The 18643-nt window shown below is 42.8% G+C and carries 12 protein-coding genes and 2 tRNA genes; 2 read left to right on the top strand and 12 right to left on the bottom strand.

The window, feature by feature from the left end; genetic code table 11:
- The first annotated feature begins 126 nt into the window (after window positions 1-126).
- Window positions 127-3168 carry a TonB-dependent receptor gene (locus ENH88_RS06305; RefSeq protein ID WP_304180761.1) on the top strand — a complete coding sequence of 1014 codons (3042 nt, stop codon included), beginning with the start codon at window positions 127-129 and terminating at the stop codon, window positions 3166-3168.
- Window positions 3169-3626: 458 nt separating this feature from the next.
- Here ENH88_RS06305 and ENH88_RS06300 read toward each other — a convergent pair whose 3' ends face one another.
- The 9 genes from ENH88_RS06300 to ENH88_RS06260 all read right to left on the bottom strand — a co-directional run bounded on the left by ENH88_RS06300 (window position 3627) and on the right by ENH88_RS06260 (window position 14150).
- Window positions 3627-4607 (bottom strand): IS110 family transposase, encoded by a 981-nt coding sequence (locus tag ENH88_RS06300; protein ID WP_304180759.1) that lies wholly within the window; start codon window positions 4605-4607, stop codon window positions 3627-3629.
- A 169-nt stretch (window positions 4608-4776) separates the two neighbouring features.
- Window positions 4777-5922, bottom strand: coding sequence for an exo-beta-N-acetylmuramidase NamZ family protein (locus ENH88_RS06295; RefSeq protein WP_304180777.1), 1146 nt, complete (start codon window positions 5920-5922; stop codon window positions 4777-4779).
- A gap of 36 nt (window positions 5923-5958) precedes the next feature.
- The gene (gene murQ / locus ENH88_RS06290) at window positions 5959-6894 is read right to left on the bottom strand and encodes an N-acetylmuramic acid 6-phosphate etherase (protein ID WP_304180757.1); all 936 of its coding nucleotides are present in this window, start codon (window positions 6892-6894) and stop codon (window positions 5959-5961) included.
- On the bottom strand, window positions 6891-7796 hold the full coding sequence (locus ENH88_RS06285; protein WP_304180755.1) for a BadF/BadG/BcrA/BcrD ATPase family protein: 906 nt from the start codon (window positions 7794-7796) through the stop codon (window positions 6891-6893). Before ENH88_RS06285 ends, murQ begins: the two co-directional genes overlap by 4 nt.
- On the bottom strand, window positions 7793-9388 hold the full coding sequence (locus ENH88_RS06280) for a sodium:solute symporter (RefSeq protein WP_304180753.1): 1596 nt from the start codon (window positions 9386-9388) through the stop codon (window positions 7793-7795). Before ENH88_RS06280 ends, ENH88_RS06285 begins: the two co-directional genes overlap by 4 nt.
- Before the next feature lie 116 nt (window positions 9389-9504).
- On the bottom strand, window positions 9505-10275 hold the full coding sequence (locus ENH88_RS06275) for a hypothetical protein (RefSeq protein ID WP_304180752.1): 771 nt from the start codon (window positions 10273-10275) through the stop codon (window positions 9505-9507).
- A complete protein-coding gene (locus tag ENH88_RS06270) occupies window positions 10272-11384 on the bottom strand; it encodes a mandelate racemase/muconate lactonizing enzyme family protein (protein ID WP_304180750.1) in 1113 nt (370 codons plus the stop codon). The genes ENH88_RS06275 and ENH88_RS06270 overlap by 4 nt, the downstream gene beginning before the upstream one ends.
- A 9-nt stretch (window positions 11385-11393) precedes the next feature.
- A complete protein-coding gene (locus ENH88_RS06265) occupies window positions 11394-12776 on the bottom strand; it encodes an NlpC/P60 family protein (protein WP_304180748.1) in 1383 nt (460 codons plus the stop codon).
- Window positions 12777-12827: 51 nt separating this feature from the next.
- Window positions 12828-14150 (bottom strand): hypothetical protein, encoded by a 1323-nt coding sequence (locus ENH88_RS06260; RefSeq protein ID WP_304180747.1) that lies wholly within the window; start codon window positions 14148-14150, stop codon window positions 12828-12830.
- Window positions 14151-14297: 147 nt separating this feature from the next.
- On the opposite strand from ENH88_RS06260, the gene ENH88_RS06255 reads away from it, so the two are divergent.
- Window positions 14298-16313 carry a TonB-dependent receptor gene (locus ENH88_RS06255; protein WP_304180745.1) on the top strand — a complete coding sequence of 672 codons (2016 nt, stop codon included), beginning with the start codon at window positions 14298-14300 and terminating at the stop codon, window positions 16311-16313.
- Window positions 16314-16445: 132 nt separating this feature from the next.
- On the opposite strand, the gene ENH88_RS06250 is transcribed toward ENH88_RS06255, so the two are convergent.
- From ENH88_RS06250 to ENH88_RS06240, 3 genes are all read right to left on the bottom strand, one after another.
- Entirely contained in the window at window positions 16446-17813 is a 1368-nt protein-coding gene (locus tag ENH88_RS06250) for an alkaline phosphatase PhoX (protein ID WP_304180775.1), read from the bottom strand.
- A gap of 537 nt (window positions 17814-18350) precedes the next feature.
- Window positions 18351-18427 (bottom strand) — tRNA-Arg (locus ENH88_RS06245).
- A 130-nt stretch (window positions 18428-18557) separates the two neighbouring features.
- A tRNA-Arg gene (locus tag ENH88_RS06240) sits at window positions 18558-18634 on the bottom strand.
- Window positions 18635-18643: the final 9 nt, after the last annotated feature.

Genomic DNA, 18643 nt, shown 5'->3' with positions numbered 1-18643 from the left:
TTCTTGACCATTAATAACAACATCTGTTTAATGGAGTGGCAACAATTGATTAAAGTTTATAACTCTGTTTGGGAAATCAACAAAGCTCAGAGCGATAAGCTAATTATAATAAGGACGGGGAAAACAATGAAAAAACATGTACCAACCTTCACTATAAGCTCGTTAACGCAGGCCACACACCGCGCTCTGAGGGTTCCTAAAACTGCAATAACCACCGCTATAATAGCTGCCTCGCTGGCAAGTGCTCCTGCATTCGCGAATTTAAACGGTAGCATTAAAGGCAAGGTAAAAACCGAGCAAGCAAACCAATCACTAGCGGGTATTACTGTCACAGCTCGTAGTAACGTCATGCCAAAAGCACGTACCGTAACAACTAAAGAAGACGGCTCATACGATTTACCACAGCTAAAGCCTGGCACTTACGAGCTAACCTTTGAAGACAGCAGCGGCGTTACACAAACAATAACTGTTGATGTGCTGCTAGAGCAAACCTCAAGTGCTAATGTTGTACTTGGCGGTAAAAAAGATAATGTTGAAGTAATTACAGTGACAGGTAGTAAACTGTTTCGACAAGGTAAATCAGCACTCACAAACTCATTAGGTGAAGAGGGAATTAATAATGTCCCTGTAGGTCAAGATTACCGAGACCTTTTGAAGCTTGTCCCTGGTATAGAACTTTCGGCAAATTCAACGTTGGGCCCATCAGCCGGTGGCTCAGGTGTTGATAACTCGTATGGCTTTGATGGTGTTAATGTGTCATTGCCGATGTATGGAAACTTAGCTTCAGAGCCATCAACACACGATGTTGCCTTTGTTACTATGGATCGTGGCGGTGCAAAAGCGGTCGGCTTTAACCGCTCTGGTGGCTTTTCAATTGACACAGTATCAAAATCTGGTACGGATGAATTCCACGGTAATATAGAATACAAAATACAACCAAAAACCTTTGTTGCAACGCCAGTCGGTGAAGAGAGCTTTGAGCTTGATAAAAATTGGTTAACCGCCAGTTTAAGCGGTCCACTTATTGAAGATACATTATATTTTTACACCTCTTATTACCGTCCTGAAGAGACCAAAGCAAACAAAAACACAGCCTATGGCGAAGTAAAAGATTATGAGAGTATCCGCGATGAATACTTTGCTAAATTAACCTGGGCACCAACTGATGATATTTTGATAAATATCTCGCAACGTACCTCAGATAAAGAAGTGAAAGGCGATTCGATTGCGGCTTACGAGATGGACACTGTATCGGTCGGTAGTAAAGCTGATCAAGATATCTTTACTTTAGATGGTTCATGGATCTTAGGATCTGCAACCACACTTTCGTTCCAATATAGTAAGTTTGAATTAGAAACTGGCTCACAGCCTGATACGCCATTAAGTGTCGTCCCCTCTTTATCGAGTCAGCTTGATATTAATAACTTAGCGCAAATGGGTTATTTTTCAGTGCCAAGCTTAAGGGATTATGATCCAGATGAAGGATTTAGCGAAGCACAAATTGCCGCCTATAATGCTGGCGCAACGGCATTAATTAATACCTATGGCTATCTTGAAGACGGTGTGATGAAAGGCAGTGGTGGTGTTGGTGCATTCGCTACTTATGACAATCAAAACTTTTATCGTGATTCATTTGAAGTTAGTTTAGAGCATGAACTTAGCTGGGGCGATGCATATCACACACTTCATTTTGGCGTGAAATGGGAAGAAGGCGAAGAGCAACTAACCAGACTCTCTAACGGTTGGGGTTCAATTGCATACATTGGTGGCTTAGTTGATGCGGATGCAAACACTGATGGTTTTGATCCTGCAAATGCTATCTATCGAGCTCGTGTCCAACAAATGAGTTTAGCTACGGCTGATGGCGCGCCTGTTACGGGCATTAACTCTGAAACACGCAGCCTAAACTTTGAAATTAACGATACCATTGAAGTGGGTGATTGGACTTATAACTTAGGGTTGCTGATCAGCCAAGACACGTGGTATGGTCAAGGCTTAAAAGCTAAATCGGGTACTATTTCTGGCTATGAAGTTGCCCCAGGTCACAAGTACCAAATGTACCAAACAGACTGGAAAGATATGCTACAACCTCGTTTAGGTGCAACATGGACTTATTCTGACGAGGATTCCGTATTTGCAAACTTTGCGATTTATAATCCTGAAGCAAGTTCATTATCTCGCGCAGCATCATGGGATCGCAATACCCGTGCCGAAATTGAGTTATTACTAGATGAAGCCGGTAATATTTTATCATCTTCACCTAGAAATGGTTCGTCTGGTAAAATATTCCAAGATGATATGAAACCACGGCGTATTAACGAATTTACTATCGGAACCACTAAGTATGTTGGTTCTGACTTAGTATTACGTGCCCATGTTCGTCATCGTAAAGGCATGCACTTTTGGGAGGATATGCCAAACAATGCGCGCCTAACTGATTACTCAACTGTTGATGCTGAAGGTGTACCGCAACACATTGCAGATAAAGGCTTATATGTAGCTAACTTAGCTGATATTCGTGACGAAATTGGTGGTTCATCTTATGTTATTGCCGAGGTTGATGGCGGCGAAACCAAATACTGGGAAGCCAGCCTAGAAGCTGAATACATGGGCGAAAACAGCTATGTTAATGCTTCATATGTATGGAGTCATTACTACGGTAACTTTGACCAAGATAACACCACAACAAGCAATGATGCGAATAACTTTATTGGTTCATCTTACTATGGCGATGGTCGTGGTCGTTACTCTTGGGATAATCGCTATGGCACACTCTCAGGCGATAAACCTCACCTGTTAAAAGTATACGGTTACTATACTCTTCCTTGGCAAGCTAACTTAGGGGCGTACTTCGTATTCCAATCAGGTAAAGCATGGGAAGCATGGGATGGCACAACATACGGCTACCCTACAAGCCATATTAGCCGCTATGCAGAGTCTGCTGGTAGTCGTCGCACTGCTAGCCATTGGCAACTTGACTTAAACTATACGCAAGACTTTACGTTCTCTGGTGATATGGAACTACAATTTCGTGCTGATCTCTTCAATGTATTTAATCGTCAAACCGGTTATAACAAAAACCCGTATGTACTTGATGAGAAGTTTGGCGAATCGCGTAGCTACTACAATCCACGTAGCTTACAGTTATCAGTTAACTTTAAGTTTTAATCTAATGGATTAAAGTAAGTGCTCAATGGGCGCTTATTTCCCCATCCATGGTAAGGCCACAATTGTGGCCTTTTTTAATGCCCTTTTTAAAAACTATTAACTCGAGGCATACCAATACCTTGTTTGCTTTTATCTCTGCTCGTAGCAAAGTTAAACTGTAGGTCGCGGATTTATCCGCAAAGGGTTAACGTCATTGTTGTGAGGTGAACTCGCTTATATGGACTCCTCCAATTGTACAAGCCTTTTTTACATTAAGATGATGTGATTGCGTGCTTATATACGGGCTCTAATGAGGCGCTACCTCGGCCACTTTGATGTATTCGCGCCCTTGTGCCTTATCTGCTACACGGTATCTTTGTACGCTAGCGAGTTTACAGGCTCTCAAAGGTGGGTCTCACCGCTTAATGCTCTATCTTGGCTTGTTCAATTCTTTTGTTTATTTTTTCTGATTTTCTACTTTATATTGTTAGTGGCTTTAATTCATAGGTCGTACTGTTTTTTAGTAAAGCATAGGCGGTTCTCATTGTTTTGTTTGCTAATGCAATGGCGGCGCACTTGACACCTTTTCTTATTAGAAGGTTTTTTATCCATCGTTCTTTTTCTGTCGTGGCTTCTCTGTTTTTTAATTTACTCACTACTGAGCGAGCGCCTAAAAATAGGTTTCGTCTTAATGCACCACCTCGTCTTTTGGGTATACGGCCTATCTTTGCTTTACCGCCTGTCGAATGCTGTAATGGTGTCACTCCTGCACACGCCGCAGCACTTCTCCCATCGCTAAACTGTGTCGTGTTACCTAAAAAAGACAGGAGCTCGATAGCCGTGATTGGGCCGACTCCTTCGAGTGCCATTAAGCGTTGAAAGCCATCATTTTGTTTTGCAATACGTTCTATTTGTTTTTGCAACTCTACCTTGTTTTCACACTGTTGTTTATAAAGTGAATAGCTCAGCGCAAGTGCATGCTTTAGTTCTAGCGGCAGCGTGTTTTCTGCATCTTCTAAAATATCGGGTATGGCTGCTTTAAATGCGGCCTCACTTTGGTTAATCACAATACCAAACTCAAGGAGCAGCCCGCGTATTTGGTTTGATAACTGAATTTTTTGTTTATCTGCTAGCGCTCTTACCTTGCTAAGTGACTGTAAAGCCTGCTCTTCAATGGTAAGAATTTTGCACGAACGAACATTCGGGACTCGACTAGCAACAGCTATTGCGATTGCATCGTTCGCATCTGTTTTCTGACCCTGTCTAAATGCTTTCACGAACAAAGGGTCAAGAAGTATTACATCATGACCAAAGGACTGCGCAGTGCGCGCAAAATGCTGGCCGCTTGCGCATGCCTCCATAGCAACAACTGACGGTTTTGCTTTAACTAATAACTCAAGCAGCGTTTGACGGTTAACTGATTTATTGGACTTCAGTTTGTTGCCTTTAAACTGTGCCATGTATGGACTCCTTAATTGGTAAAAGATTTTCTGCAATTTCTTTATATCGTACTCTCCCGTTAATGGGGAGGAGTCCATACATCTGCTACAAATATTCCACCACACAACATTGATTTAAAACTAAAAACGCAGCCTAAGCTGCGTTTTGAAGTTGATAAATAAACCATACTTATTGATATAACAAATACGGCGCACGTTGCTGTTTAAAGCGTGCTAAATCTTGCTGCCAGCTTTGTTTAATTTGCTGCTCAGACTGCCCTGCTTCAATGGCTAAACGCAGCTTGTCTGTGCCCGCCAGTTTATCCATAAAGTCTGCACGTTCAAAGAACGTTTGCTCGTTTTGCGATAACGTTTTGTAGGCGCTAATAAATAAGCGTAAGTCGAGCCCCTTTATTGCGCTGTCACGTAGATCTAAGCCTTGCACTGCAACCCCTTTAAACTTAGGGTTCATAGACGCGCCTTTAATCGCACGAGGAGTAAAACTAAACTCCCCTAGCGGTGTAGGTGAATAGCCAATGACTTGAAATGGAAAGTCTGTGCCGCGACCAATGGTAATTGGCGTTGCTTCAAAAAAGCACAGTGACGGATAAAGTGCAATTGACTGATCATTCGGTAAATTAGGGCTTGGCTGAACAGGTAAACTATAGGTCATATCGCGGCTATAATGCGCCACAGGTACAACCGTTAAATTAAGTGCTTGAGCTTGATCTATCCACGCTTCACCTTTGATCATCTTTGCCAACTCGCCCACTGTCATACCATGTAGTACGGGGATTTCATGCATGCCAACAAAAGACTGAAATTTTAAATCTAAAACTGGGCCGTCAACATAGGCAATATTCGGGTTTGGTCTATCCAGTACGATAAATTCAAGGTTGTTTTGCGCCGCGGCTTCCATCATATAATGCATGGAGCTAATATATGTGTAAAAGCGCACGCCAACATCTTGGATATCAAAAATAATCACATCTAATTCGCTTAATACTGCCGCATTGGGCTTTTTATTACTGCCGTAAATAGACACCACATCGATACCCGTTTTTGCATCAACCGTGCTTTTTACATGGGCGCCCGCATCATGATCGCCACGAAAGCCATGCTCAGGAGCAAATATTTTAGTCACATTTACGCCTTTATCACGCAATAAATCAACGATGTGAATGCCATCAACTTGTGAAGTTTGATTAACCACTAAGCCAACGCGTTTGCCCTCAAGTTGAGGCAAGTACTGCTGGTACTGTACTGCACCAACACTCATCGTAGTATCTACTGAACTACTATCTGCAGCGCTATGTAGAGCGCATGCACTCAACATTAAACACTGTAAAATAACCAATATCCTGATCAACATTTAGAGCTCCACCGCTTTACGTAAAAAGCCATCGGCTTGGTTTAACATTTGCTCAGCTTGCGCGGCATCTTTACCCGTTAAGATAATTAAAATAGCTAACTTGGCACTTTGCTTTGCTTGTGCGAGTGCAGCAACGCCTTGTTGATGAGTGCAATCGGTTGCTTGCATAACGATACGAATAGCACGAGCATGCAGCTTTTCATTGCTGGCATTCACATCAACCATCAAGTTTTTATACACTTTACCGGTGCGGATCATACTGGCGGTACTGAGCATATTTAATACTAATTTTTGCGCTGTGCCTGATTTCATTCGCGTTGAACCAGTCACCGCTTCAGCGCCTACCACCGGGCAAATACCAATATCGGGCTGTTTCATCACCGCCGAGTCTGGGTTACAGGTCACACCCACAGTGGTACAGCCCACTGATTTAGCGTAATCAATAGCAGCGCGCACATAAGGGGTACGGCCACTGGCGGCAATCCCTACCACAACATCTTTTGCTTGTAGATTTATTGCCTTAAGATCTTCTACACCGAGTGTTAAGCTATCTTCGGCACCTTCCACCGCTTTTTTAAAAGCCGTTTCGCCACCAGCAATAATGCCCATCACTTGCTGATCGCTTACGCTGTAAGTGGGCGCGCATTCAACTGCATCTAAGATCCCAAGTCGGCCACTAGTACCTGCACCAATATAAATAAGTCGGCCACCTTGTTTAAACGCTGTCACGATATGATCAACCGCTTTGGCTATCTCTGGGATCACTAACCTTACTGCTTCTGCAACCTTTTGATCTTCAGTATTAATTTTAGTTAATATCTCAGTACTATCGAGTAAATCAATATCTAAGGTGTCCAGATTTTGTCCTTCTGAGACAATTCCGTTCAGTTCTTCTAAAAGCGCGCGCTGCTGGTTAAAAACATACTCAGGGCTCATCGCGTAATCCTTTTGTGGTCAATTTGTTTAACTCGGTCGGTGGCTAAAATCACCGCACCAACTAATGAATCCCCTCGACGGGGAGATAAATTTTGTTGTATATGTTCATTTAATAACGCAATGGTTACATCTGCTAAGCCACCGATAATAATGACGGGTAATTGACTATCAGCACGGCACTTTTCAATCAACCGCTCGACTTGGCGAGCATGTTCGCTTAGTACCGTATCTGCAAGAGAACATTGATCCTTTAAGCTAAAAATAAGCGGGCTAAAGCGTGCATAATCCACCGCTTTGGCACTCAAGAGCCAGCTGGAAATATGCTCGCGATCACCGCCAATTTGCTCACTTAATTGTTTTGTTAACGGGTTTTGAGGCTCGTTAAAACGATCAATTTCATCTAACAAGTGTTGTACTGCACTTAACCCTAAGCGTGCACCACCACCAAAATCATCGACTGAGAAACCCCAACCACCGATTAATTTAGTGTCACCTGCGGCTGTTAATCTCGCGGCTACGGCGCCCGTGCCTAAAGCAAGCATGGCGACCGGCTGGCCAAGGTTAGCACCATATAATGAAGTAATGGCATCACTGACAATCATCAGCTGTGCAAACTCAATATCACAGCCAAGCTGTAAAGTCGCAGTGACTCGCTCAACTAAGGCTTTCGATGCACCACCAGCCAACCCCATAACCGCTAAAATTTGACTATGCTGCGCACCACTTTGTTCACACACACTGTTGATCACCTGCTGCAAACTGCTTATTGCTGTATTAAAATCATTGTAAATCGACGCCTCACCTGCATGAGCGGTATACTCTTGGCCACTGGGCAAATGAATTAGCTTGGCGACTGTTTTTGTGCCCCCGCCATCAATTGCAAGGATATAATCTAGGCTCATGCTTGCTCTGCTCCAACTGCCGCTTGACCACGTTGAGCTAACTGTGCTTTACCTAAACAGCAGACTAAGGTCGACAACGCAGTACCAATACACAGCTGCCAAGTAAAGCCTAAATAAAAGCGCTCTGCTGAGGCTGGGAATAGCCAATCAATCATGTAAGGCTGCATTAATAGCGTTACCATAAAGCCAACAATTAACGCCGCCAGTACTGAGCCTTCACTACCCCGATTTGTAAATAACGTTGTGAAGTACACACCTAATAAACCACTGTATGAAAATACCATTACACTGAGCGCAAACTTTAACAGTGGCATATCACTGTATTGCTGCCAGAAGTAACAAATAATCGCCATCATTGCTAATGCGAAACTTACCACGGCCATGCCAACGCGCCCTGCTTTAACAAAATGATTATCAGCAACTTGTTTATTTTTAGCCGCTAAATAGGGGCGATATAAATCCTGCACAATAACCGATGACATAGAGCTTAACCCTGAGTTTAAAGTTGATATAGCGGCGGCTATAATGCCCACGCTAACTAACCCTTTTACCCCTGCTGGCGCTTCATTTAATACGTAATACATAAAGATAGTGATTTTTTCACCATTGAACTCTTGCACGACTTGCGCACCCTCACTGTTCATTAATGCTGGCTGTTGGTACACGATATACAGTAATAAGCCAATAAAGATAAACACCAACATCACGGGAATAACCATTACGATAGAAAGTAGTAATGCTTTGCTGCCTTCTTTTTCACTTTTACACGTCAGTAAACGTTGCGTCATATCTTGGTCAAGACCAAAAGCCGCGATATTAAGCAATACAAAGCCGGTTAATACCGACGCCATATTAAATACACCGCTTGGGCCAAAATCTAAATCAAACTTAAAAATAGCCAATTTTGAATCAGCACCGGGGGTCGGCTCATTTAAGGTTGCTAAAATAGTCGATAAATCTGCTGGGATCAGTGTTAATAAACACCAGATAACAGCAATCGCAGCACTCACATACACCACACTTTGCAGCACATCAGAGTAAATTACGCTGCGAATGCCACCAAATACGGTATACAACAAACCAGCGAGCGCTAGCAATAAAGTGGCAATAATGACGCTATCTGCATTGATATTGCCATATAGAATCATTGCCACTGCAATGGCTGCCATATACAAACGGGCGCCACTAGCAAATACACGACCAAATAAGTACATAAGTCCGCTACGGCGTTTTGCTTTAGGGCCGATGCGCTTTTCTAGCAACTCATAAACCGTATATACTTTTTGCTGATAAAACTTAGGGATCAGAAAAATAGACACAATAAACGCGGCAATAAATGCGCCAATATTAGTCGCCAAATATGATAAGTCGCCTTGATAACCTTGGTCGGGTCCACCAATAAAAGTAGCAGCGGATTGTGAAGTAGCTAACACTGAAATAGCCACCATCCAGGTCGGCATGCTATTGCCGCCTAAAAAGAAGTCTTTACTTGAATTGGCGCGCTTACGGTTAAACCACCAACCACTGAGTAATAAAATTGCTCCGTAGCTTGCGAACACGAACCAATCTAGCAAGGTGTATTGTGCACTCATTTATTATCCCAACTTCAAACCAACTAATGGAATATATTATTCCATTAATTCAGTAAAAAGAAAACAGTTTTATTATTTACTTTATAAAGCCAGCTAACAAACGGGCTTCATACATATTATTTAATGGTAGGCAACTTCCAAAGTAATTGTTTTTGTTGATATTGTAAGGCAGGTAAACTCACGAGTAATGGCTTTTTCTGCTCATCTAACCATGCTAACAAGGTATCCATGTTTTGCTCTGTCATTGCCGTACAGCCTGCGGTTGGTTTATTTTCTGCACGCCATAAGTGCATGAAAATACAACTGCCTGCACCATCGATATTTTGACTATTGTGCTTAACCACTAAGCCTTTTTTATACAAGTCATCTTGACTATAAATATCACGGCGCATCCACTCCGATGAACCTTTTACCGCCGCCTCTCCGACCACAGATTTATCAACCAATTGGTTATAAAATGGCGAGCCTTTGACATCAATACAGTAATCATCGGCAGTCATGCCCTGATAGGTCAGATTGGTGGTTAATGAATCTAAATAACCAAATGCGCTGCCTAGTTCAAAAATTCCTGCGGGTGCCTTACCATCGCCTTCTTGTTTTTGTTCGCCCGCTTGCTCTGGGTGTAAGCCAATTCCCCACGCTAAACCGGTGCGCCCTAATACCACACTGTGCTTTTGCCCTTGTTGTTGCCACTGCCCTGCAACCCGTTCAAATCGATACAACTGCGCGCCAATCGCTTGCCAGTCATCGGCCACCACCACTACTAGTTGTTGGCTCTGCGCTGGGATCACAGTCTCACTTGTAACCACCGAGCTCGCACTCGTTTCACTATTAGCGCAGCCACCGAGGGCTGTGGTGGCAAGCAGGGTTATTATTATTTTTTTCATAACGGCCAAACTCCATCGTTGATCGGTTGTAAGGTATCGATACTTTTAATGCCCAAACCTGGGCCATCACTTAAGGTGATCGCTGGGCCATTAAATTCCACGCCGCCTTGCACCGGATCATATTGACCCAATGCTGGGCCATCTAAATCTATTTTACTGATCTGCTGGGCTTTTGCCGACGCTAAATGTGCCGCCCCAGCAACGGCAATACTGCCTTCTAACATGCAACCGATCATGCAATCAGCTTGATACTGCGCGGTAATATTGGCAATTTCAATAGCACGACTTAGGCCTCCGGTTTTCATTACTTTAATATTGATAATATCAACGGCATTTTGCTCTAATAATTGAATTACTTGCTGTGGCGAAAAGGCACTTTCGTCGGCCATAATTGGCGTGTTAACTCGCTCAGTGATATATTTTAAGCCTTTAAAATCATCACTTTTTACCGGTTGCTCAACAAGTTCTAATTCAACATTGTGGCTTTCTAGTTTCTGTAATGCAAACACCGTTTGTTTGGCATTCCAGCCTTGATTTACATCCAAACGAATTTGCGTGTGCTGGCCAAAACCCTGATAAATTGCTTTCACCCGTTCGATATCTTGCTGTAACTCATTGCCAATTTTTACTTTTAAAATATCAAAACCTTGCGCTACAGCCACAGCACAATCGCTGAGCATTTTATCAATATTATCCACACTAATAGTGATGTCGGTACGCAGTGTTTTACTGCCACCGCCAAGCAACTTATACAGCGGTGCTTGGTATAATTTACCCCACAAGTCATACACTGCCAGCTCTAGCGCGGCTTTTGCGCTGTAGTTTGCCACTACGCTTGATTGGATCACTTGGCATATTTGATTAAGGTTTTCAATTTCCATACCAAGCAATTTTGGCGCTATAAATTGTTTAATAACACTGAGGATACTTTGGTGAGTATCGCCGGTAATTACCGGCGTCGATGCCGCAGCACCGTAGCCAATTTCACCTTTATCGGTTGCAATGATCACCACTAAATCTTCAATAAAGCTCACTTCACGCAGTGCTGTTTTAAATGGCGTAACGAGTGGCACTTTTAGTTTAGCAAACCGTATCGCGGTAATTTTCATGGTTTACTCCTAGCGAATACGTTTAATATTATAGGTGCGATCTAAATAGCTTTTTGTTTGCGATAAACGCAGTGGCAGTAATGGCGTTACTGATACGCCATTAAGTGAACTTGAATAAAAACTGCCATCAGGCTTATTATAACCAAGCCCTTTCACATCATGTATGACATAAGGCTGGCCGTCTTGCTCACCTAAATACATCATCACATGGCCTGGTATATAAATTAGATCGCCTACCTGCATTTGTTTTATCGTGGCAAGTTTCTGTTGCTCTGAGCTGGCGTTATCAAAGCGATGATTTATACCGTACTCACCCTTACCTTGCTGACCCGAGTTTCGCGGCATTAATAAACCAAAGGTTTTGTATATTTCGCCAACAAAACCGGTGCAATCACGGCCGTTGTAATCATGGCCCCAGCCATAACGTTCGCCTAAAAACTTAAACCCTTGCTTGACTAAATGCTGTTGGTTGTAAGGTAAATAGCCAAGGTTGACATCACTACTGCGACTAATCAGTGCGGGTTTTAACACTAACTGACCTTGCTGATCACGGGTTGGCAATTGTACAACATAGCTTGCGTAAGTATTTTGCCCATGTAATAAATTTGCCACCTGCTGCGAGTCAACTAAAGGTAGCCGCACTCCCATATCAAGCTGCACTTGTGATGTACTGCTATCATCTGGCACATAAGCAGTATTAACTTTAGCACCAGTGACCAATAAAAAATCATCGTTATTCTTAAATTCACGTAACTTCGCTTTATTTGAGCTGGCAATATCCGCTTTGGGTGCCCAAGCTAAATAATTATAAGCACGCACCAGTAACCATTGTTTATCGGCACTTTCATGCAAAATAGCAATGGTGTCACCAGGGAACAAACCGCTTTCTTGAAAACGATCAAGGTCTTTATCTAAACCACTGTTTAATACTCTATCCCAAGTTGGAAACGTACGCAGTACAGAGCGTTTTACCGCCATTCCATAACTAACTTGATTGTTATCTGCCAGCGCGTCTAAATTCAAATTCGCTTGGTATTTTTCAAAATGCTGAGCGGTTAATGGGCTGCCATTAGGATAAAAACGTGGGCTTTTTGGTACTGCACTAATACTGAGTATATGTGCCTTTAACTGCTCACGAGTTAGCTGTGAGGCAAAATCGAGTGGATCAACAATATGTTCATTTTCAGCAATTAATTGTTTATTAAATGCCGCGATTTGCGCTGCACTCATCAGCGTTTTATCAGTCACTTGGCTAAGCCAGTGCTGTGGGGTTAACTGTGATTGATTGACCCCAATGACATCTGATTGCCAGATGTTAACCGCAGCTACGCTGGGTGCCATAGTAACAATACTGGCTAATGAAATACTCAGGGCGATAAGTGTTAGTCGCATTCGGGTAATCCTCTATTATCAATTTACTTTATAAATTGTGTGATATTGCGTTTATTGGCTTTTCAGTAATTGCTTAAATGCATGAGTAAAATTAGCCTGCATTTGTAACCCTGTCGCAGCTAGATGCTCTTCACTTGCTCCTGGCACACTATTTTGTGCCGCTAAGGTGAACTCTCGCCCGCCTTGAATAAACGGTAAATAAACATGAGCCAACATCACAACTTCTGTGGTTGAGCGCGTTTCGCTCGGGCCCCAGCCGATTTTTTGCCATACTCGCCATTGCCCTTGCGTTAATTCATCCAAGACCTGTTTAGCTGGACGAGAATCATTGGCTGCCAATACTTGCGCTAATGACTGGGTGATCATTTGACTGATCCCTTGCATCATACCACCCACTTTAGCGGTTTTATCTGTGTGCCCAGTGCCATTAAAAAGTACATCAATATCTTCTGCTTGTAGAAAGGGCTGCTGCGTTAAAGGCTCTCTCGTATGACTCGCCAAGCGCTTTAACCATTCAGCCTGGGCTAACGTTGTCATCGCTTTATTACCGGTTAAACCACAGCCATCACAGCGATAACCTAGATAAGCAGGATCATCACTATTAACAGTAAAATAAGCGATATCGCTAACAACAGTGTCACTGTCAGTACTTTGCCAACGAGTCTTGCTAGGAGTAAAAATCTCTGTCGCATACGCACCTTTAAACATAATGCGAGAATCATTGAGCTTTAGCCAACTATCTGCAAATAAATTACTTAAATACTCACGCCCAGCAACATTTATGAAATAGCTAGCAATCGCATTCGAGTTACCATCAGCACTGCCAAAAGGCGCATAGCTATTAATACTGGTGATCAAATCAGCGACATTACTATTGCCTATTGTGGCGTGTGCGCCCAGCTCAAGATTAGTTGCTCGTACTTTTGCGATTGCACCACTAAATGCTTGAATTTTAGATGAGCTCCAAGGTTCATATAAATCATCTTGGCTGCCATTTGCTAAATAGCGATATGCCAATTGATCACCTTGTTGTTGGTAATCAATGACTAATAACTTACCTTGTGCTGCAGGAATATCAAAATAGTGCCAATCAGCGGCAACACGCTGCTGCCAGTTGGTTTTGCTGTAATCAACTTCATTCGCCGTTTTATATGCAGATTGCGCAACACGATTAGCAACCACGTGATCCAGCATCGCCGTATTAGTAAGATCAGCCGGTAGCACTGGCGCGGCTAACATCACCTGCTGATAAAATAGGCCTTGTTGCTCTTTTAGCGCTGCTTGATGTGACTGACTTTGGCACGCAACAAGTACCACTACTGAACTCACCCAGATTAGTTTCAGCGCTACTTTTTTTAGTTTAGCTAAAATCAATTTAAATTCCTTTAAGTTATTATTTTTGGAATATTTTATTAAAGCTACCATATTTTCCGCTACAAGCAAATATTTGCATCCAATTAACATCACTAAACGTATTAGTATTAAATATAAACACTTCGACCTATTTATAAGGAAATGATCATGCGCAATTTGTTAATTCTATCTACTAGCTTGCTCTGCTCTACCAATGTACTTGCCAACATTGAAGAAATTACCATATACGGGCATCGCACAGGACTTATTGGTGAGGCTATTAGTGCATCAAGTGGCGTGATTGGCCAAGGTGAAATAGAAAACCGACCAATGTTACGTAGCGCCGAAATGTTAGAGCTGATCCCAGGTATGGCCGTTACTCAACACAGTGGCTCAGGCAAGGCCAATCAATATTTTATCCGCGGTTTTAATCTTGACCATGGTACTGACTTTGCCACCAGCATTGATGGCATGCCAATCAATATGCGCAGCCATGGGCATGGTCAAGGCTATACTGATCTTAATTTTATTATTCCTGAGACGATTGCAACCATTGATTATCAAAAAGGTGCCTATGGCGCCGCACAAGGGGACTTTTCAACCGCGGGCAGTGCCGAATTTAACTTAGCCGATAACCCGAAGCATCAACAACTCGATATCACTCTTGGTGAAGACAACTATCAACGGTTGATGGCACTGGGCACACTTGGCGTTGCTAACGGTAAAATCATTATTGCCGGTGAGTGGCAAGGTTACGATGGCCCTTGGCAAGATATCAAAGAAGATGTAGATAAAAAAAATGCCCTACTCCGTTATGTCGGCAAAGCGTGGGATGGCGATTTAGCTGTGACGGCAATGGCCTACGATAATAGCTGGAACTCAGCAGATCAAATCCCACAACGTGCTGTAGACCAAGGCATTATTAGTGCACTTGGGTCACTCGATACAACGGTAGGCGGTAGCTCTAGCCGCTATAGTTTATCGGCAAATTGGCAAGGCCAGCATATTAAAGCCAACGCCTATGTGATCAATTATGATATGGACTTGTTCTCTAATTTCTCTTACTTTTTAAATGATCCTGTTAATGGCGATCAATTCCAACAAGTCGATAACCGCACCATTACTGGTGGCGCACTGAGTTATCAATTTGCTGACACCCTCGCACAGATACCAATTCAACATACTGTTGGGGTTGAATATCGCCGCGATGATATTGAGCAAGTAGGTTTATACAATACTAAACAACGTCAACGTTTAAGCACAGTGCGTGAAGATGCGGTAGACGAAGCCAGTTACTCAGCCTATTGGCAAGCAAAAATGACCCTAAGCCAAGCGCTCGAAGCCACGTTTGGGGTACGTTATGATTACTTTGACGCAGATGTTAATAGCAATAACAATGTTAATTCGGGCAGTGCTGATGATGATTTGGTTAGCTTTAAAGCCAGCTTAAATTATCTGTTCAATGATAACTTAGCCGGTTATGTCAACTGGGGGCAGTCGTATCATTCAAATGATGCGCGAGGAGCCACTATCCGCCAAGATCCTGTTACCTTCGATGCCGCAGCAAAAGTTGATTTATTGGTGCAAAGCAATGGTGCTGAACTGGGACTGCGCTATTTTGATCAGCAACAATTTAATTTATCAGCAGCACTGTGGTGGCTGAGTTTAGATTCTGAATTACTGTTTGTGGGTGATGCGGGTAATACCGAAGCCAGTGATGCATCAAAACGCTACGGCTTAGAGCTCAGTGCGTATTATTGGCTTAATGATGCCTTGAGTTTAGATGCAGAAGCCTCATTTACCCATTCACGCTTAGATATCGATTCAAATGACGATAGAATTGAAGGCGCAGTGCCTGTGGTCGCCAGTACGGGTATTAATTGGCATATTACCCAGCAGTGGCAGTCTTCGTTGCGTGTACGCCATATTGGCAAACGCATACTCAGTAGCGATGGCGACAAACGCTCAGAGCCGCTTACAGTCGTCAATGGTTTAGTAAGCTATCAACAAACGCACTGGAAAGTAGGCCTTGAGCTATTAAATATATTTGATAGTACTGATCACGATATTGATTACTTTTATGCATCACGGTTAGCCGGTGAGCCAGTTGAAGGCGTTGAAGATAATCACTTTCACCCGATTGAGCCGCGTACCCTGCGCCTAAACTTCAGCCTGTTATTTTAATTTGGTTAATAACTGAGCTAAGCACTTTGCTGATCCGGTTTATACTTTAAGCTATAAAGCGGATCAGCTTAACTCACTTCGCACTACTGAATAGCCACAGCGTACTTGCACGTAAGTATTGGCAATCACCAGCTAGCCTTTAAAGCTCTGCCAAGGTCCCGTGATCGCTAATGTTTTAGTTGGTGAATACACATTAACAAATAAGGTGTTGCCATCAGCAGAAAAACAAGCTCCCGCCAATTCGGTTTGCGCGGTTAAGCGGGCAAAATTATACACCTCGCCACTGGGTGTTACGCCACGTAAATGGTTATCAACCACGTCTGTATATTGATCTTCACAAACAATTAAGTGACCATTAGGTGCAACAGTGAGATTATCACCAAAGTTAAATAACGACTTATCAGTGCTTTCTACAAATAGTTGCACCTGTCCTGGCGCTAAATGCTCTTTATCTGTGCCTTCGAACGCTGATGGTTGATATTTCATCACTTGACCAAGCTGCTTTTGGCCACCATTAGTGCAACAAAAATAAAGTTCTTTTTCGCCCCAATGTATCCCTTCACCACGGGCGAAAAGTGCAGCGCCTTGTTTGTGGCCACGTATTCTTAAATCGTCTTTTGGACTTTCAGGTTGCGCTAAATCAACCCACTCCACGGCCATATTGTGCTGTAAAGGCATTGCCCCTGTCACCCAGTTACGAGTATCAAACTGCGGCTGTGCTTTAATCACCATAGCTTGCAGTTTACCGCCTTTACTCAACTTACCGTATTCATTAGGAATAAAACGATAAAATAAACTATCGCCTTTATCTTCTGTTAAATAAACAATACCGGTTGTTGGATCAACTGCTGCTGCTTCGTGGTTAAATCGCCCCATTGCCTTGAGAGGCTCAGGCTTTACGAGCCCTTTAGCGTTGGCAGGTATCTCAAAAATATAGCCGTGATCTTGATTAAAGCCATCCGCTTTAGTCAGCACACTCTCTTCGCAAGTAAGCCAACTACCCCATGGGGTAATACCACCCGAACAATTGCGAATAGTGCCAATGAGTGACAAATATTCTTGCTCTTTTTTAGCGGTTTTTAAATTATAAATAATGTGGCTTGTGCCTCCTGGCAAAGCAACACCTTGCGCAGTAGTGTCATAAGCAAATGAGCTTTTATGGGTTTGTAAGCTAACATCTGCTTTTACTAAATCAGTTGGTTTTAATTCATGGTTTCGAACTAATGCAACCCGCTCATCATCAAGGGCAATACAGCCCATCCCATCTGCTTTATCTGGCACTGTAAAGCCATCATCCATTTTATCACCCAGTTTGGATATAACTTGATAGCTAAATCCGGCTGGTAAATCGAGTAACCTGTTAGGATCAGTCACTAACGGACCGTAGGCACTTAAATGCTCACTCACTTCAAGCAATGGTACTTTGCCAAAAGTACTACGGGAAAGCCCCATAAAAGCGAGTGTACCGGCACTAATAATAAATTGTCTTCTAGAGATCATCATAAAACTCATAATGTGATAAAATAACAACCACATCATAAATGAAATTATCCTATAAAAACGGCTTCCATAAAAAATTCATACAATTGTCATATCTCTAAGCAAACCTCAGTGACGTTTGCTATGTGAAATTTCAGGTACAAAAAACGACTCTCGTCGGTTATTGCTTTCTTACACCTTTATATAAATGTATAGAAAGTGGTGGGCGCAGGACGTATCTTCAAAGAGTGAACCTTCGACCGCTCGGTTGGTGGTTGCAACTTTAAAAAAGCGCGGGATAAACCCGAGCCTACAGCAAATTTCAGGCATAAAAAAACCAACTCTCGTCGGTTATTGCTTTCTTACACCTTTATATAAATGTATAGAAAGTGATGGGCGCAGCGCAGGACGTATCTTCAAAGAGTGAACCTTCGACCGCTCGGTTGGTGTTTTTATGTGATTTTATATTTTTATAATGACGAGGCAATTTTCAGGCATAAAAAAACCGACTCTCGTCGGTTATTGCTTTCTTACACCTTTATATAAATGTATAGAAAGTGGTGGGCGCAGGAGGATTCGAACCTCCGACCGCTCGGTTCGTAGCCGAGTACTCTATCCAGCTGAGCTATGCGCCCACATTCTATTTTAATTTTAACGTCTTGTTTTGACTAATGTAGTAAATTATTTAATAGTTTACTACAAATTTCAAACATAAAAAAACCGACCATGTGTCGGGCTCTTTATTAATTATTCAGTTATAGAAAGTGGTGGGCGCAGGAGGATTCGAACCTCCGACCGCTCGGTTCGTAGCCGAGTACTCTATCCAGCTGAGCTATGCGCCCACATTCTAT

This window comes from Pseudoalteromonas prydzensis (genome assembly GCF_011050055.1).
Classification (GTDB): Bacteria; Pseudomonadota; Gammaproteobacteria; order Enterobacterales; family Alteromonadaceae; genus Pseudoalteromonas; species Pseudoalteromonas prydzensis_A.
Note: the sequence above shows the minus strand (reverse complement) of the source record. Positions and strands in the feature narration are given on the sequence as shown.

Coding starts and splice junctions, on each gene's coding strand:
- ENH88_RS06305 (WP_304180761.1), top strand. CDS start 127: ATGAAAAAACATGTACCAACCTTCACTATAAGCTCGTTAACGCAGGCC.
- ENH88_RS06300 (WP_304180759.1), bottom strand. CDS start 4,607: ATGGCACAGTTTAAAGGCAACAAACTGAAGTCCAATAAATCAGTTAAC.
- ENH88_RS06295 (WP_304180777.1), bottom strand. CDS start 5,922: ATGTTGAGTGCATGCGCTCTACATAGCGCTGCAGATAGTAGTTCAGTA.
- murQ (WP_304180757.1), bottom strand. CDS start 6,894: ATGAGCCCTGAGTATGTTTTTAACCAGCAGCGCGCGCTTTTAGAAGAA.
- ENH88_RS06285 (WP_304180755.1), bottom strand. CDS start 7,796: ATGAGCCTAGATTATATCCTTGCAATTGATGGCGGGGGCACAAAAACA.
- ENH88_RS06280 (WP_304180753.1), bottom strand. CDS start 9,388: ATGAGTGCACAATACACCTTGCTAGATTGGTTCGTGTTCGCAAGCTAC.
- ENH88_RS06275 (WP_304180752.1), bottom strand. CDS start 10,275: ATGAAAAAAATAATAATAACCCTGCTTGCCACCACAGCCCTCGGTGGC.
- ENH88_RS06270 (WP_304180750.1), bottom strand. CDS start 11,384: ATGAAAATTACCGCGATACGGTTTGCTAAACTAAAAGTGCCACTCGTT.
- ENH88_RS06265 (WP_304180748.1), bottom strand. CDS start 12,776: ATGCGACTAACACTTATCGCCCTGAGTATTTCATTAGCCAGTATTGTT.
- ENH88_RS06255 (WP_304180745.1), top strand. CDS start 14,298: ATGCGCAATTTGTTAATTCTATCTACTAGCTTGCTCTGCTCTACCAAT.
- ENH88_RS06250 (WP_304180775.1), bottom strand. CDS start 17,813: ATGATCTCTAGAAGACAATTTATTATTAGTGCCGGTACACTCGCTTTT.